Genomic DNA, 13970 nt, shown 5'->3' with positions numbered 1-13970 from the left:
TTGAAATCGCCAAGGCCGAAGGCGCGCGTCTGGCGGCCGGTGGCGCCCGCGTCGCCTGCCACACGGGAAGCGGCAAGCAGGGCTACTACATGGCGCCCACGCTGTTCGTGGACACCGAGGCCGGCATGCGCATCAACCGCGAGGAAGTCTTCGGCCCCGTGGCCAGCGTGATCCGCGTCAAGGACTATGAAGAGGCCCTGGCCATGGCCAACGACACGCCGTTTGGCCTGTCGGCCGGCATTGCGACCACCAGCCTCAAGCACGCCACGCACTTCAAGCGCCACAGCCAGGCCGGCATGGTCATGGTCAATCTGCCCACGGCGGGCGTGGACTACCACGTGCCGTTTGGCGGTCGCAAGGGCTCAAGCTACGGCCCGCGCGAGCAGGGCCGCTATGCCCAGGAGTTCTACACCACGGTGAAGACGGCCTATACGCTGGCGTGATGCGCTGGCCTGAGCGAGATCGTTGATTGTTGCTTCTCTTCTGCCGGGCCTTGGGCCCGGCTTTTTCATGGCACGGTGGCGATCAGCCCAGCAGCGCTGCCCTGATGGTCTTGACACCGTCGGCGTTGTCCCAGACCCCTTCTTCCAGCGCGTCGTGAATGGTCTTGTCCAGCGCGGCGGCCAGCTGCTCGCGTGTCTGGGCAGCCTGGGGGCTGGCGTCCAGCACGATGCGCAAGGCAGTGGCCAGTGCCGTGATCTGGGCTGTGAGATTGACGACGGTGGTGTTGGAGCTCATGAGTCGGTCCTTGAAAATGCGATGAACAGGGCAGCTGTGCGGGGTGTCCAGCTGTCAACGGCCTTCAGTGTCGCGCGGGTCGATACTGCTGTTAACGTATCAACAATGAGCAGCGGCCGCGAAGATCTCGCCTGGTTTCAAGGGTGGATAGTCTTCAGATGCTTTACGGTAAAGCACCGGCAGCTACTGTTTTTGAGAGTTCTATAAGACAGGAGAGACAAGAGCATGAGTCTGAAGAGAGTCTGTATCTATGGTGCCGGAGCCATTGGCGGTTGGCTTGGCGTGGCGCTGGCCAAGGCCGGCTGCGAGCTGAGCGCCGTGGCGCGGGGCCAGACGCTGGCTGCGCTGCAGCACAACGGCCTGACGCTGGTGCATGGCGAGGAGCGTGAGACCGTGGCCGTCAATGCGCAGCAGGACCCGGCTGAGCTGGGCGTGCAGGATGTGGTGGTGATTGCCGTCAAGGCGCCGTCCATGCCCGATGTGGCGCGTGCCGTCGCACCGCTGATCGGCCCGCAGACCCTGGTGCTGACCGCCATGAACGGCGTGCCCTGGTGGTTTCTGGCCGGTGGCGTGGATGCCAGCCTGCGCGGCCTGCAGCTCAGGACAGTGGATCCGCAGGGCGAGATTGCGCGCGCCATTCCCACCGAGCAGGTGCTCGGGTCGGTGGTGCATGCCAGCTGCTCCCTTGACGCTCCCGGCGTGGTGCGCCGGCATTTCGGCAACAGCCTCATCGTCGGCGAGCCCATGGCCCAGTCCGGCGATGCGCCCACGCCGCGCCTGCTGGCGCTGGCCGAGCTGCTGCGCGCGGGCGGTATCGAGCTCAGGCTCAGCGACAACATCCAGCGCGACGCCTGGTACAAGCTCTGGGGCAATATGACCATGAACCCCGTCAGTGCGATCACGGGCGCGACCACGGACAGGATTCTGGGCGATGAGCTGGTGCGCAACTTCATCACGGCCGTGATGCTGGAAGCCCGCGAAATCGGTGCGCGCATCGGTCTGCCGATTGCCGACAGCCCGCAGGACCGCCATCAGGTCACGCTCAAGCTGGGCGGCTTCAAGACCTCCATGCTCCAGGATGTGGAAGCCGGCAAGCCGGTGGAGCTGGATGCCCTGGTGGGCGCCGTGCGCGAGATGGGCGCCATGTGTGGCATGAGCACGCCGTTCACCGATGCGCTGCTGGGACTGGCGCGGCTGCGCGCGCAGCAGCTGGGCCTGTATCCGGTGTAAGGCGGTGGCGGGCAGGGCGGTCTTGGGCCTAGACTAGTCGGCATGAGCACCACATCTACCCAGACCGCCACTCTCAAGTCCGCCCCTGCGCAGGACAGCCATTGGGCCACGCTGTGCGTGGTGACCACCACAGTGGGGCACTCGGCCGAGGCCGAGGACATGGCGCGGGCGCTGGTCGCGGCCAAGGCTGCGGCCTGTGTGCAGACCGAGCGCATCACCTCGTATTACGAGTGGGACGGCGTGCTGCAGACTGCCCCCGAATGGCGTTTGATCTGCAAGACCTTGCCCGAGGCCCTGCCGCGGCTGACGCAGCTGCTGCGCAGCCATCACAGCTATGAGGTGCCCCAGATCACCATGCGCACCGAGCGCTGCCTGAACGACTATGCCAAATGGCTCAAGCAGCAGGTGCAGCTCTGAAGCCCGAATAAAAAAGGAGCGCCTTGCGCGCTCCTTTATTAGGTTTCAGTACTTAATCTATCTGAAAACTTGATAGATAAAGTGCTGGCAGCTATGGTTTTTGTGCTTCAGGACAGCAGGGCCTGGGCGAACTCGCGTGCGCTGAAGGTTTCCAGATCCTCGATCTTCTCGCCCACGCCGATGAAGTAGACAGGCACGGGGCGCTCCTGCGCAATCGCGGCCAGCACGCCGCCCTTGGCCGTGCCGTCGAGCTTGGTGACGATCAGGCCCGTGAGTTGCAGTGCATCGTCGAAGGCGCGCACCTGGGTCAGGGCGTTCTGGCCGGTGTTGCCGTCAATCACCAGCAGCACCTCGTGAGGCGCCGTGCCGTCGGCCTTGCTCACCACGCGCTTGATCTTCTTGAGCTCTTCCATCAGATGCAGCTGTGTGGGCAGGCGTCCGGCCGTATCGACCAGTACCACATCCTTTTTGCGCGCTTTTCCGGCTGAAACGGCATCGAAGCTCACGGCGGCGGGGTCGCCACCGTCCTGGCTGATGATCTCCACGGTGTTGCGATTGGCCCAGACGCCCAGCTGCTCGCGCGCGGCGGCGCGGAAGGTGTCGGCGGCGGCCAGCAGCACGGACTGCTCGCCGTCGGCCAGATGCTTGGTCAGCTTGCCGATGGAGGTGGTCTTGCCCGCACCGTTGACGCCGGCCACCATGATGACGGTCGGTGTGTGCTTGCCGATGGTCAGCGGCTTTTCCAGGGGCCTCAGCAAATCGGTCAGCGCATCGGCCAGCAGCGCCTTGACGGCGGCGGGCTCGGTGGTCTTGGTGTCCTTGACGCGGCGCTTCAGGTCTTCCAGCAGATGCTGGGTGGCCTTGACGCCGGTGTCGGCCATCAGCAGCGCGTCTTCCAGCTCTTCATAGAGCCGGTCGTCGATCTGCGTGCCGGTAAAGACGGTGGCGATGCTGGAGCCGGTCTTGCGCAGACCGGCTTTCAGCCGTTCCATCCAGTTTTGACGGGAATTTGGGGCTTGCGGCTTTGCGGTAGGCTCGGGGGCTGCTACAAAATCCTGAGTGGCAGGCTGATCTTCGGCGGCCTTGGCCGTCGCGCCGCCACCAAAGGGCTTGCGCCACCAGGAGCTGCTGCCGTTTTCGGCAGGCGTATCCTGTGTAGCTGGCCCGGTTTGCGGGGCAGGAGCGGGCGCCGCGGCTGCCTCGGCAGCGGGCGTGGTGTTCACTGCATCGGGTGAACTGGGCTTTTTCTTGAAAAAACTGAACATTGGCGGGTTTTTAGAATCGCATCATTCTATGAAACATGTACGCGCACTCCATGTACTGGGCTTAATGGCCTGTTTGAGCGCTGGGGCAGCCTTGGCTGCGCCGGGCGCATCGTCGCAACCTGTGCCTGCTGCCGCCACGGCGGCCGCGCCGCAAGTGCAGCAGTTCACACTGAAGAACGGCATGCAGCTGATCGTGCAGCCCGACCGGCGCGCGCCCACGGCCGTGCACATGGTCTGGGTGCGCGTAGGCTCCATGGACGAGGTCGACGGCACCACGGGCGTGGCCCATGCGCTGGAGCACATGATGTTCAAGGGCTCCAAAAGCGTCAAGCCCGGAGACTTCTCGCGTCGCGTGGCGGCGCTGGGCGGCCAGGAAAACGCATTCACCTGGCGTGACTACACGGGGTACTACCAGCAGATTCCGTCCAACCGTCTGGAAGACGTGATGAAGCTGGAGTCCGACCGTTTTGCCAATAATCAGTGGCCGGACTCCGAATTCAAGAAGGAAATCGAGGTCATCAAGGAAGAGCGCCGCATGCGCACCGACGACCAGCCGCGCGCCATGCTGATGGAGCAGCTGATGGCGGCCACCTTCATGGCCTCGCCCTATCGCCGCCCCGTGGTGGGCTGGATGAGCGATCTGAACTCAATGACTCCCGGCGATGTGCGCGATTTTCACAAGCGCTGGTATGTGCCTGCCAACGCCGCCGTGGTCGTGGTGGGGGACGTGAACGTCAACCAGGTGCGAGCCTGGGCCGAGAAGTATTACGGCAGCATTCCTGCGCGTGCCCTGCCGCAGCGCAAGCCGCAGACCGAACCCCGGCAGATCGGCGTGCGCCGCATCGAGGTCAAGCAGCCTGCCGAGCAGGCCTTTATCGCCATGGCCTATCGCACCCCCAACCTGAAGAGCGTGGACAAGCTGCAGGTCGAGGACAAGGACGCGCTGGCGCTGCTGGTGCTGTCCGCTGTGCTCGACGGTTATGACGGCGCTCGTCTGGAGCGCGCCCTGGTACAGGGCGAAGGCCAGGCCAACGGCCGTGTGGCCGATAGCGCCGGCAGCTCGGCCAACATCATGGGGCGCGGGCCCAGCCTGTTCATGCTGACCGGCGTTCCGGCCCAGGGCAAGACCGTGGCCGATGTGGAGGCTGCGCTGCGTGCCCAGATCAAGAAGGTGGCTGATGAGGGCGTGCAGGCCGATGAACTGGAGCGCGTCAAGACGCAGTGGATGGCCTCCAACGTCTATGAGCGTGATTCCGTCATGGGCCAGGCCCAGAACCTGGGCAATTACTGGATTCAGAACATGCCGCTGGATGCCGAGGACAAGCTGCTGGCCGAACTGCGCAAAGTCACCTCTGACGATGTGAAGGCCGTGGCCGCCAAATATTTTGGCGACGACCAGCTCACTGTCGGCACCCTGGTGCCTCAGCCTCTGCCGGCGGGTAGCAAGCCCCAGCGTCCCATGTCGGGCAAGGCGGATGCAGACAAATCCATGCACTGAGCGCAGCGGAGAAACATATGAAAACTATGAAAAAGATAGCTGCTGGCGCTTTTGTGGTAAGCTCTGGAATGGGTTTTCTAACCCAATCTGCTTGGGCCTTGCTGCCGATAGAGCATTGGACCCAGCCCAGTGGCGCCCAGGTCTGGCTGGTGCAAAGTCCTGGCATTCCCATGGTGGATGTGCAGGTGGACTTCGACGCCGGCAGCCGCCGTGATCCCGAGGACAAGGTGGGCCTGGCGACAGCCGTGGCCATGATGTCCTCCAAGGGCATCAAGGCGGCAGGCGATGCGCCTGCGCTGGATGAAAATGGCCTGGGTCAGGCCTGGGCCGACCTGGGCGCCAGTTTTGGCGCCAGTGCGGGGCGTGACAGCTTCAGCTACGGCCTGCGCACTCTGACCGAGCCCAATCTGCAGCAAAAGGCCGTGGCCCTGGCGGCGCGCCAGATCGCCTCGCCAAGCTGGCCCGATGCCGTGTGGCAGCGTGATCGCGAGCGCTGGAGTGCCTCCATCAAGGAAGCCGACACCCGTCCCGGCACCGTGGCCTCCAAGGCATTCCGCAAGGCCGTGTTCGGCAGCTCGCCCTATGGCTATCAGACCACGGTCGACAGCCTGGGCCGGATCGATGTTTCGGCCATGCAGGATTTTCACCGCAAGCTGATTGCCGCCTGCCGCGCCAAGGTCAGCGTGGTGGGGGCGGTCAATCGCCAGCAGGCCGATGCCATGGTCAAGCAGTTGCTGGGGCCGCTGCAGGCCACCAATGGCAACGACTGCCCGCCGCTGCCTGCCGTGGCCAAGGTGCAGGATCTGCAGCAAGCCAAGGTCGAGAACATTCCGTTCGAGTCGGCCCAGGCCCAGGTGCTGATCGGCCAGCCCGGCATTGCGCGCAACAACCCCGATTTTCTCGCCGTGATGGTGGGCAACCATATCCTGGGCGGCGGCGGCTTCACTTCGCGACTGATGGAAGAGGTGCGTGAAAAGCGGGGCCTGACCTATGGCGTCTCCAGCGACTTCTCGCCGGGCCTGGATCGTGGCGCCTTCATCATAGGCCTGCAGACCCGGCCCGATCAGGCGGCCGAGGCGCTCAAGGTCTCGCAGGACGTGTTGCGCAAATTCATTGCCGAAGGTCCTAGCGACAAGGAACTCAAGGCGGCCAAGGACAATCTGATCGGCGGCTTTGCATTGCGCATAGACAGCAATCGCAAGCTGCTGGGCAATGTGGCCAACATTGCCTGGAATGGCCTGCCGCTCGATTATCTGGAGCACTGGACCGATCGCGTTCAGGCTCTGACCACCAAGGACGTGAAGGAGGCGATGCAGCGCATGGTTCAGCCCGAGCGCATGGTCACCATCACTCTCGGAGCCAAGCCATGAGCCGCAGCGCCATCAAGCTACACACCCCCGCAGGCCGCAAGGCGCTGGACAAGATGATTCACGAGTCCGAGCGCAAGGCGCAGGAGCTGGCGGCCAGCCGTCCGGCCCGCCCCGGAGCCAAGGCTGCCCAGCCTGCCGCCGCCAAGCCGGCGGCCACCGGGGCTGGTGAAATCCGCATCATCGGCGGGCAATGGCGCCGCACGCGCCTGGTCGTGGCGCAAAAGCCCGGTCTGCGGCCCACGCCCGATCGCGTGCGCGAGACCCTGTTCAACTGGCTGGGCCAGGACTTGAGCAACTGGAAATGCGTCGATGCCTTCGCGGGCACGGGGGCGCTGGGTTTCGAAGCCGCATCGCGCGGCGCCAGCAGCGTCATCATGAACGAGCAGGATGCAGCCCTGGTGCAGCAGCTGCAGCGTCTTCAGCAAAAGCTCGATGCCAGGATGGTCAAGGTGCAGCGCGGTGATGCGCTGAGCTGCCTGAAGACCGTGGCGGGCCAGGATCTGATCTTGCTGGACCCGCCATTCGGTCAGACCGAGCTGTTCGAGCCCGCGCTCAAGGCCGCCACGGCGGCCTTGAATGATGGCGGCTTCATTTATCTGGAAGCTCCCGAAGCCTGGGCCGAGGACCGCCTGCTGGAAATGGGGCTGGAGCTGCACCGCTATCTGAAGGCCGGCGCCGTCCATGCGCATCTGCTGAAGAAGCAGTAAAGCCTTGCGGCCGAACCGGGAGCTGCTGGCGCTTCGAGCAGAGGCGCCAGCAGCTCTTTTTTGCATGGCTCAGCGCTGTGCAGGCCTGAATGCATAATCTCTTTACGCTGCACTGCAGCAGCCCTCACCCTCATCAAGACCCGCAGGAGAGAGATAAGCCATGAGTCAGGACCTGATTGCTGTTTACCCCGGAACCTTTGACCCGATCACCCTGGGGCATGAAGATGTGGTGCGCCGGGCTGCACAGTTGTTTGGCAAGGTCATCGTGGCCGTGGCGGCAGGCCATCACAAAAAGACGCTGTTCACGCTGGAAGAGCGCATTGCCATGGTGCGCGAGTCCTGTGCCAATTATCCTCAGGTGGAGGTGGAGAGCTTTGACGGGCTGCTCGCGCATTTTGTGCTCGCGCGCGGCGCCAAGGCCATGGTGCGCGGCCTGCGTGCGGTGACGGACTTCGACTATGAGTTCCAGCTTGCCGGCATGAACCGCACGCTGATGCCCGAAGTGGAAACCGTGTTCCTCACGCCCAGCGATCGCTATCAGTTCATCAGCTCCACCTTTGTGCGCGAGATTGCCACGCTCAATGGCGATGTGGACAAGTTTGTTTCCAAGGGCGTGCATGAGCGCCTGATGGTCAAGGTCGGCCGCAAGGCCTGAGCTTTCAGCCTCCCTGGCTAGTCGCCCTGCTGCGATAGCTGCTGATGGTCTCGTGGACGAAGCGCAGCTTGTCCCAGGCCGGGCCGGAAATGGCAAACGGATAGGCGTCGCCATGGCCCAGGCTGCGATTCAGGCTGTTGTGCAGCAGGGTCAGCGGCACCCACTGGGACTGCATCACCGAAAAATCGGGCGGCACCGGCCCCAGCGGGTTTTGAATGAGTTGCTGGCCCGTGCTGGGGATGTCCGGCACGGTAATGCAGGTGCCGTAGCTGGCAGCGGTCTCCAGCAAGTCCACCATGTGCAGATAGTGAGCCCAGGTTTCGGCCCAGTCCTCCCAGGGGTGTGAGGTGGCATAGGCGCTGATGAACTGACCGCGCCAGCTGTTGTCCAGAGGGTCCTTGCCGTAATGGCGCTGCAGAGCCTGGGCATAGTCCTGATTCTCATAGCCAAACAATGCCCTGAAGCGCTCCAGATGCTCGCTGTTGGCTATCAGCTGATCCCAGTAGAAATGTCCCGATTCGTGACGCAGATGTCCTATCAGCGTGCGATAGGGCTCGTGCAAGGCCTGGCGGCGTTTGGCACGTTCGTCGTCGTCTGCCTCGACCACGTTGAGCGTGATCATGCCGCTGGCATGGCCGGTCATGACGGGATTCTGGCCGGGCAGGTCTGCGAGCAGGGAAAAGCGCGGCTCGGCCACGCGGTGCCCATGAGGGTCCAGCAGGCCCAGCCTGGCCAGGGTGTAGAACAGCCTGCGCTTGGCGACCTCGATCTTGGCCCAGCGCAGCTCATTGGCGGGATCGCTGCCGTTCGGCAGCCATTCGGTCTGTCGGCAGGAAACGCACAGCGGCTGCGGGTCTGAGGCCTCAATCGCAAAATTGCACAGGCTGATGTTGTGTCGGTGGGCGCAGGCGCGGTAGCGTGTGTCGGGACCCCCGGCCGGGGGCAGAATGCCCACGCGCAATTGGTCGGGCAGGAAGGCCTGGCTTGCTCCGCAATGCACGCATTGCAGGCTTTCAAAATAGATCAGGTGGCCGCAGGCCTCGCAATTGAAAACTTGCATGCGGACACTTTAATGGCGAAGTCAGCGACCCGGTTGTAGGAAAAAACAAAGCCAGCTCAAAAGCTGGCTTTGGGGCTGGAAGTGCAGCCCTCGGACAGGGCTTTGCCTCATGCGGGCAGATCAGGGTCTGACCACGATGCTGTTGCGCACTTCGCGCACATGCTTGGTCGTGCGGGCAATTTCGCCGGCACGGGCCTTTTCTGCTTCGGATTTGGCAAAGCCCGACAGCTGCACGGTGCCGTTCATGGTTTCGACGCTGATGGCGGTTGCAGAGACATTCTTGTCCTCGGCCATCTTGGCCTTCACCGCAGTGGTGATGCCGGCGTCATCCACATAGGAGCCCACAGTCTGCTGGTCACGAGCCACCGAACAGGCTGTGGTTGCCAGCACGGTCGTTGCAGCGACCAGACTGAAAGCCAAAGCGCGAGTCAGATTCTTCATATGGTTCTCCCTTGGTTTTGAAAAGGCGCAAAGAACGCTTGCGAAAAACGGCTCAGAGTGAATTCCTGCTCACTTCCTGCGCGAGCGGCCCAGAAAGAAAGCCGTCGCCAGAGCCGCCCCGGTCGCCGCGGCGATCAGCACGGAGCGTCCGGGTTGTTCGGACACATACTTGGTGGTCGCATCCGCTGCGGTGTTGAACTGACGGCGTGCGCGGTGCGAGCTGTCGGCCCAGAAGTTGATACTGCGCTCGGCCAGATCCTGTGCCCGGTTGGCAAGGTTGTCGATCAGCGGGTTTTCGCTGTCGTCGATATTGCGTATATGACGCCCTGTGGAGTCGATGGCCTCGGAGGCTGTGCGCCGTGCGCGGCGTGCGGCGTCATGAACCTTGTCGGCGACGTCCTCTGCCACGTCCTGAGCTTCATTCACCATTTTCTGGGCGGCCTGCTTGCCGGAGTCCGTTGCATCTTCAGCGGCATCGGCTACCTTGTGGGCCACATTCTGGGCGGATTGGGCGGCATGCTTTGCCGATTCCTTGGCATCGGCAGCCAACTCCTTGGCAGCGTCCTTGAGATCTTCAACCGTGTCCTTGGCGTCTTTTACGGCTTGGCTCATTGTTTGGAACTCCCTGAAATCTAGAAATTATCGTGACAGCGTGAAGTAACGCCAGTCTTCGTAACCCGGCCTCTCGGAGGCAGAAGCTGAGAGCGATCATGGCGAATACTGGTGGTTTGCGCAATGTGCCGGAACAAAGTTCTACACATTTGGCGCCAGTGCTATTTCTTCACGAGGCCCATCAGGAAGGTGATGACGGCCATGACCAGAAACACGAAAAACAGAATCTTGGCGATACCTACGGCGCTGGCCGCGATGCCGCCGAAGCCGAACACTGCAGCGATCAAGGCAATCACCAGAAAGACAATGGCGTAGTGCAACATGGTTTTCTCCTATCGAATGCAGGCCGACAGGCATTGCCGTGCGGCCATGTATTGAATGTAGAGAACTGAGCAGCCCAAGCTTGACGGTGAGCTTCTGTCACCAGGGTCGGGGTATTTAGGGACAGTCATGTAGGACTGCGTTGACATGTGCGTCCAGTTCAGGTGCTTGCCATTGTCAAAGGAATGACTGCCGAGATCGTGGTTCCCTTGCCGAGCTGGGATGCCACGGTAAGCCTGCCGCCGACAGCTTCAACGCGGTGTTTCATGCCTGCCAGTCCATGGGAGTTGGGGCGCATGCTGGCCGTCTCGAAGCCTTGGCCATCGTCCTGGATCTGCACGGCCACATAGGTGGGATAGTTGTGCACCGTGACGATGACATGGCTGGCCCTGGCGTATTTCCCGATGTTGGTGAGCGACTCCTGTACGACGCGATAGACCGTCAGCTGCGTGGATTCAGGCAGGTCCACCTGCTCCAGGCTGCATTCCACCTCGATGTTGCTGCGTTCACCGAATTCCCGGGTCAGGATTTCCAGCGCGGTGGTCAGGCCCAGGTTGGAGAGAGAAGAGGGTCGGAGGTCTTCAATGATGCGGCGTTTGAGTGCAATTCCGCTGTTGAGCGTCTCGATCAGATGGGTGATGCGTTCGGAGACGTCGGGTGTCGAGGTGTCGATCTTGGACTTGAGGCGCGCAACGTCCAGTTTCGCGGCGGTCAGCAGCGAGCCCAGTTCATCGTGCAACTCACGTGCCAAGTGCGCTCGCTCATCCTCGCGTACCTGCTGCAAATGGGTTGCCAGCTCGGTGAGGGCCGCTGTGCGGTCGCGAACGACTTCCTCCAGACGATTGCGTTCATCGCGCTGAATCTCCTGCTCGCGCTGATGTGAGTGCTGCAGCGCATTGGCCTGTCGCAGGTACATGAAGAAGCCCAGAATCCCCAGAGCGGTCACTGTCGCAATTCCCAGGCGTGACAGACCCAGCGTTTGTTCGATATCCGCGAGATTGGACTTGACGCGCTGATCGATGCTGTCCATCAGGGTTTTGATGTGGCCCCGTATGGCATCCATGTTTTCCATGCCTACGTCGGTAAACATCACAAAGCGCCACGCTTCATCGTTGCCCTGGCGATAAAGGCGCAGGCTCAGCTCCATTTCGCTGGTCTTGCGCTCGACCTGGCGGGCCAGTGGAGTAAAGGTTGCCAGCTCCTTGGGGTCCATGATGAAGATGCCGCGCAGGTCATCCATGCTGCTGCTGATCGCGGCGGAGGCAGAGTTATAGGGCTCGAGATAGCGCTCTTCTCCTGTCAGCAGGTAGCCGCGCAGGCCGGTTTCCGCATCCAGCATTTGCTGCATCAGCAAATTGAGCTTGGCTCTGGTGGCTTGCGTCTTGGTGAGCGTGTCCAGAGCCTGCAACGAACGCTTATAGCCAGCTTCATTAATGCTTACCATTAAGACTGCCGCAATGACTGCGATCGTCAGGCTGACTGCAATTTTGCGGATATTGGTCCAACGCATCTACATCCTCTCACCTACAAGGCAATTACCTGATATTCTGCATAACCGTAGCGTCAACGACTGACATCATAGTGCGGGTCTTAAAATGTGATGCGCCCTGGAGATGAGCGCAGTTTCATGAAAAGAGGTGTTCATGATAAAAGTAGGCATAGTGGATGACCATGCGATTGTTCGCTCGGGATTACGCCAATTCCTGTCGGAACATGTAGATCTGAGGGTCGTGGGAGAAGCGGGCAATGGGCGGGAGGCCATTGACCTGGTTCGGGAGCATGAAATTGACGTGCTGTTGATGGACTTGTCCATGCCAGGGCAAAGCGGCATAGATGCCTTGGCCATGCTCAGAGCCAAAGCACCTGATATGGGCATCCTGATACTTAGTGGATACCCTGAGGAGCATTACGCAATCAACTTGATTCGTCAGGGGGCCAGCGGATATCTCAACAAGGAGTGCGATCCTCAGGATATTGCAGAGGCCATCCGGACTGTGGCTCTGGGAAGGCGTTACCTGACGCCGGCAGTGGCCGATCTCCTGGCCCAGCAACTCAACCGCAAGGATGATGTTCCGGCACACGAGCAATTGTCGGAGCGTGAGTTTCAGGTCTTCCTGAAGCTTGCGCGCGGCGAGACGGCTGGAGACATTGCCAAATCGCTTTCGTTGAGCGTGAAAACAGTGAGCACTTACCGGACAAGGCTCATGGAAAAAATGGGCCTTTCCTCAAATAGCGATCTGACATACTATGCATTGAAAAATCGATTGATCGATTAATGCAGACTCAAATAAAAAAGGCTTGAAATATTCAAGCCTTTTTTATTTTGCGTTATTTTCAAGATTTACTGGTATTTAAATCAATACAGAAATCTATAAGCGCATCGATTTCGTTGGATTTGTCAAATACGGCATCTGCGCTGAGTTCAAGGCAGCGCTGTCGTATATCGGCGGTCGCGTAATTGCTCAACACGAGCAGCTTTTTCTGCGGTGGTCGATGTTGAAGGCTTGTGACGATGCCGAGACCGCTGCCCTCGCGCAAGAACAGGTCCACGATGACCAGATCCCAGGCGTCAGGGTTGTGGCTGAGCCAGCGTACAGCATCGGCTTCGGTCTCTGCCACCCCGACCGCTTCCACATCGGCAAGCTCCGCCATCGTCGCAATCAGGTTGTCGCGAATCGTGGGATTGTCTTCAACAAGAAAGGTACGCAGTTTCACGACGGTAGCAAGCTGATGAGGTGGACGCCAAGGATCAAGCGGCGAGAGTCATTTCAATTCTCAATGTGGAAAATCAATTACGGCCCATGAAAAAATCATTGTATTGTCATTTTTTGTAATTTGTGTTTGGCGTTCCGCAGATATCACAGGTTTTAACCCTAGCAATTTTCATCCTACTCCACTCCATGGAACGTGCATCAAGCATTTGAAGTTGTCCGACAGAAGATCGGCCAAAACCGACAATCAGCTTCAGTGCTTCTGCAGCTTGCTGGGTGCCGATCAGCCCAACCAGCGGAGCAAAGACGCCCATGGTTGAGCACTGAACCTCTTCGAATTCAGCCTCTGGCGGAAAGACGCATGCATAGCACGGGCTGTCGGGGTTGCGTGGATCAATGACCATCAACTGGCCATCGACACGGATGGCAGCTCCTTCGACCAGGGGTACGCCGTGGCGTACGCAAGCCGCATTGATGGTCTGGCGGGTCTTGTAGTTGTCGGTGCAGTCGAGCACGATGCTTGCCTCGGGCAGCAGTTCATCGAGCAGGGTCTCGGTTGCACGCTGCTGGATGCAGCGAACTTCGATCCCGGGATTGATGGCATGTACGGCAGTGCGGATCGATTCCACCTTGGGCATGCCTATGCGCTCGGTCGTGTGGGCAATCTGGCGCTGCAGATTGGTCATGTCCACGACGTCGTTGTCGACGATGGTGATGCGCCCCACACCTGCCGAGCCCAGATAGAGTGCGGCAGGCGAGCCCAAGCCGCCAGCTCCAATGATCACTGCATGCGCCGCCAGAATGCGCTCCTGGCCTTCGATGCCGATCTCGTCGAGCATGATGTGACGGGAATAGCGTAGCAATTGATCGTCATTCATCGGTTTGCTTCCATGGTTCCAAGAAAAAAGCCGGGCAAGCCCGGCTGATTTTGAGCGGGTTCCATAA

General features: G+C 60.9%; 17 protein-coding genes. 8 read left to right on the top strand and 9 right to left on the bottom strand.

All coding sequences use genetic code 11. The features are described 5' to 3' along the window. Window positions 1–443, top strand: a 443-nt coding sequence (locus CSE6_RS12955; RefSeq protein ID WP_152668577.1) for an aldehyde dehydrogenase family protein, incomplete at its 5' end; no start/stop codon positions are given. An 82-nt stretch (window positions 444–525) separates the two neighbouring features. On the opposite strand, the gene CSE6_RS12950 is transcribed toward CSE6_RS12955, so the two are convergent. Next, window positions 526–738 carry a hypothetical protein gene (locus tag CSE6_RS12950; RefSeq protein ID WP_003066698.1) on the bottom strand — a complete coding sequence of 71 codons (213 nt, stop codon included), beginning with the start codon at window positions 736–738 and terminating at the stop codon, window positions 526–528. A gap of 225 nt (window positions 739–963) precedes the next feature. Between CSE6_RS12950 and CSE6_RS12945 the strand changes: the two genes are divergently transcribed. Together CSE6_RS12945 and cutA are read left to right on the top strand one after the other, a co-directional pair. After that, window positions 964–1968, top strand: coding sequence for a 2-dehydropantoate 2-reductase (locus tag CSE6_RS12945; protein ID WP_034391711.1), 1005 nt, complete (start codon window positions 964–966; stop codon window positions 1966–1968). Window positions 1969–2010: 42 nt separating this feature from the next. Further along, window positions 2011–2385, top strand: coding sequence for a divalent-cation tolerance protein CutA (cutA, locus tag CSE6_RS12940; RefSeq protein WP_034391709.1), 375 nt, complete (start codon window positions 2011–2013; stop codon window positions 2383–2385). Window positions 2386–2492: 107 nt separating this feature from the next. On the opposite strand, the gene ftsY is transcribed toward cutA, so the two are convergent. Next, window positions 2493–3650 carry a signal recognition particle-docking protein FtsY gene (ftsY, locus tag CSE6_RS12935; RefSeq protein WP_034391706.1) on the bottom strand — a complete coding sequence of 386 codons (1158 nt, stop codon included), beginning with the start codon at window positions 3648–3650 and terminating at the stop codon, window positions 2493–2495. Window positions 3651–3714: 64 nt separating this feature from the next. On the opposite strand from ftsY, the gene CSE6_RS12930 reads away from it, so the two are divergent. From CSE6_RS12930 to coaD, 4 genes are all read left to right on the top strand, one after another. Beyond that, window positions 3715–5148: a pitrilysin family protein gene (locus CSE6_RS12930; RefSeq protein ID WP_034391704.1), complete on the top strand. Its 1434-nt coding sequence runs from the start codon at window positions 3715–3717 to the stop codon at window positions 5146–5148. A 17-nt stretch (window positions 5149–5165) separates the two neighbouring features. Then, window positions 5166–6518, top strand: coding sequence for a pitrilysin family protein (locus CSE6_RS12925; protein WP_059440707.1), 1353 nt, complete (start codon window positions 5166–5168; stop codon window positions 6516–6518). Further along, on the top strand, window positions 6515–7225 hold the full coding sequence (gene rsmD, locus CSE6_RS12920; protein WP_034391701.1) for a 16S rRNA (guanine(966)-N(2))-methyltransferase RsmD: 711 nt from the start codon (window positions 6515–6517) through the stop codon (window positions 7223–7225). Before CSE6_RS12925 ends, rsmD begins: the two co-directional genes overlap by 4 nt. Before the next feature lie 160 nt (window positions 7226–7385). Then, window positions 7386–7880 (top strand): pantetheine-phosphate adenylyltransferase, encoded by a 495-nt coding sequence (gene coaD / locus CSE6_RS12915; protein ID WP_034377907.1) that lies wholly within the window; start codon window positions 7386–7388, stop codon window positions 7878–7880. 4 nt (window positions 7881–7884) lie between these two features. Here coaD and CSE6_RS12910 read toward each other — a convergent pair whose 3' ends face one another. From CSE6_RS12910 to CSE6_RS12890, 5 genes are all read right to left on the bottom strand, one after another. After that, window positions 7885–8940 (bottom strand): putative zinc-binding metallopeptidase, encoded by a 1056-nt coding sequence (locus CSE6_RS12910; RefSeq protein ID WP_034355773.1) that lies wholly within the window; start codon window positions 8938–8940, stop codon window positions 7885–7887. 120 nt (window positions 8941–9060) lie between these two features. Beyond that, window positions 9061–9381: a BON domain-containing protein gene (locus CSE6_RS12905; RefSeq protein ID WP_003066716.1), complete on the bottom strand. Its 321-nt coding sequence runs from the start codon at window positions 9379–9381 to the stop codon at window positions 9061–9063. A 69-nt stretch (window positions 9382–9450) separates the two neighbouring features. Next, window positions 9451–9993 (bottom strand): YtxH domain-containing protein, encoded by a 543-nt coding sequence (locus CSE6_RS12900; RefSeq protein WP_080746105.1) that lies wholly within the window; start codon window positions 9991–9993, stop codon window positions 9451–9453. A gap of 161 nt (window positions 9994–10154) precedes the next feature. Continuing rightward, a complete protein-coding gene (locus CSE6_RS12895) occupies window positions 10155–10316 on the bottom strand; it encodes a DUF1328 domain-containing protein (RefSeq protein ID WP_003051882.1) in 162 nt (53 codons plus the stop codon). 158 nt (window positions 10317–10474) lie between these two features. Further along, window positions 10475–11824 (bottom strand): CHASE3 domain-containing protein, encoded by a 1350-nt coding sequence (locus tag CSE6_RS12890; RefSeq protein ID WP_003066721.1) that lies wholly within the window; start codon window positions 11822–11824, stop codon window positions 10475–10477. 133 nt (window positions 11825–11957) lie between these two features. Between CSE6_RS12890 and CSE6_RS12885 the strand changes: the two genes are divergently transcribed. Further along, window positions 11958–12590 carry a response regulator transcription factor gene (locus tag CSE6_RS12885; RefSeq protein WP_003051886.1) on the top strand — a complete coding sequence of 211 codons (633 nt, stop codon included), beginning with the start codon at window positions 11958–11960 and terminating at the stop codon, window positions 12588–12590. 58 nt (window positions 12591–12648) lie between these two features. Here CSE6_RS12885 and CSE6_RS12880 read toward each other — a convergent pair whose 3' ends face one another. Together CSE6_RS12880 and CSE6_RS12875 are read right to left on the bottom strand one after the other, a co-directional pair. After that, window positions 12649–13029: a response regulator gene (locus CSE6_RS12880; protein ID WP_034355771.1), complete on the bottom strand. Its 381-nt coding sequence runs from the start codon at window positions 13027–13029 to the stop codon at window positions 12649–12651. Window positions 13030–13135: 106 nt separating this feature from the next. Further along, complete coding sequence (locus tag CSE6_RS12875) at window positions 13136–13903, bottom strand: HesA/MoeB/ThiF family protein (protein WP_034355768.1); 768 nt, start codon at window positions 13901–13903, stop codon at window positions 13136–13138. Window positions 13904–13970: the final 67 nt, after the last annotated feature.

This window comes from Comamonas sp. E6 (assembly GCF_001010305.1).
Classification (GTDB): domain Bacteria; phylum Pseudomonadota; class Gammaproteobacteria; order Burkholderiales; family Burkholderiaceae_C; genus Comamonas; species Comamonas thiooxydans.
Note: the sequence above shows the minus strand (reverse complement) of the source record. Positions and strands in the feature narration are given on the sequence as shown.

What these genes read in the sequence shown, in the direction of transcription:
- CSE6_RS12950 (WP_003066698.1), bottom strand. Translation starts at nt 738, where the DNA reads ATGAGCTCCAACACCACCGTCGTCAATCTCACAGCCCAGATCACGGCA.
- CSE6_RS12945 (WP_034391711.1), top strand. Translation starts at nt 964, where the DNA reads ATGAGTCTGAAGAGAGTCTGTATCTATGGTGCCGGAGCCATTGGCGGT.
- cutA (WP_034391709.1), top strand. Translation starts at nt 2,011, where the DNA reads ATGAGCACCACATCTACCCAGACCGCCACTCTCAAGTCCGCCCCTGCG.
- ftsY (WP_034391706.1), bottom strand. Translation starts at nt 3,650, where the DNA reads ATGTTCAGTTTTTTCAAGAAAAAGCCCAGTTCACCCGATGCAGTGAAC.
- CSE6_RS12930 (WP_034391704.1), top strand. Translation starts at nt 3,715, where the DNA reads ATGGCCTGTTTGAGCGCTGGGGCAGCCTTGGCTGCGCCGGGCGCATCG.
- CSE6_RS12925 (WP_059440707.1), top strand. Translation starts at nt 5,166, where the DNA reads ATGAAAACTATGAAAAAGATAGCTGCTGGCGCTTTTGTGGTAAGCTCT.
- rsmD (WP_034391701.1), top strand. Translation starts at nt 6,515, where the DNA reads ATGAGCCGCAGCGCCATCAAGCTACACACCCCCGCAGGCCGCAAGGCG.
- coaD (WP_034377907.1), top strand. Translation starts at nt 7,386, where the DNA reads ATGAGTCAGGACCTGATTGCTGTTTACCCCGGAACCTTTGACCCGATC.
- CSE6_RS12910 (WP_034355773.1), bottom strand. Translation starts at nt 8,940, where the DNA reads ATGCAAGTTTTCAATTGCGAGGCCTGCGGCCACCTGATCTATTTTGAA.
- CSE6_RS12905 (WP_003066716.1), bottom strand. Translation starts at nt 9,381, where the DNA reads ATGAAGAATCTGACTCGCGCTTTGGCTTTCAGTCTGGTCGCTGCAACG.
- CSE6_RS12900 (WP_080746105.1), bottom strand. Translation starts at nt 9,993, where the DNA reads ATGAGCCAAGCCGTAAAAGACGCCAAGGACACGGTTGAAGATCTCAAG.
- CSE6_RS12895 (WP_003051882.1), bottom strand. Translation starts at nt 10,316, where the DNA reads ATGTTGCACTACGCCATTGTCTTTCTGGTGATTGCCTTGATCGCTGCA.
- CSE6_RS12890 (WP_003066721.1), bottom strand. Translation starts at nt 11,824, where the DNA reads ATGCGTTGGACCAATATCCGCAAAATTGCAGTCAGCCTGACGATCGCA.
- CSE6_RS12885 (WP_003051886.1), top strand. Translation starts at nt 11,958, where the DNA reads ATGATAAAAGTAGGCATAGTGGATGACCATGCGATTGTTCGCTCGGGA.
- CSE6_RS12875 (WP_034355768.1), bottom strand. Translation starts at nt 13,903, where the DNA reads ATGAATGACGATCAATTGCTACGCTATTCCCGTCACATCATGCTCGAC.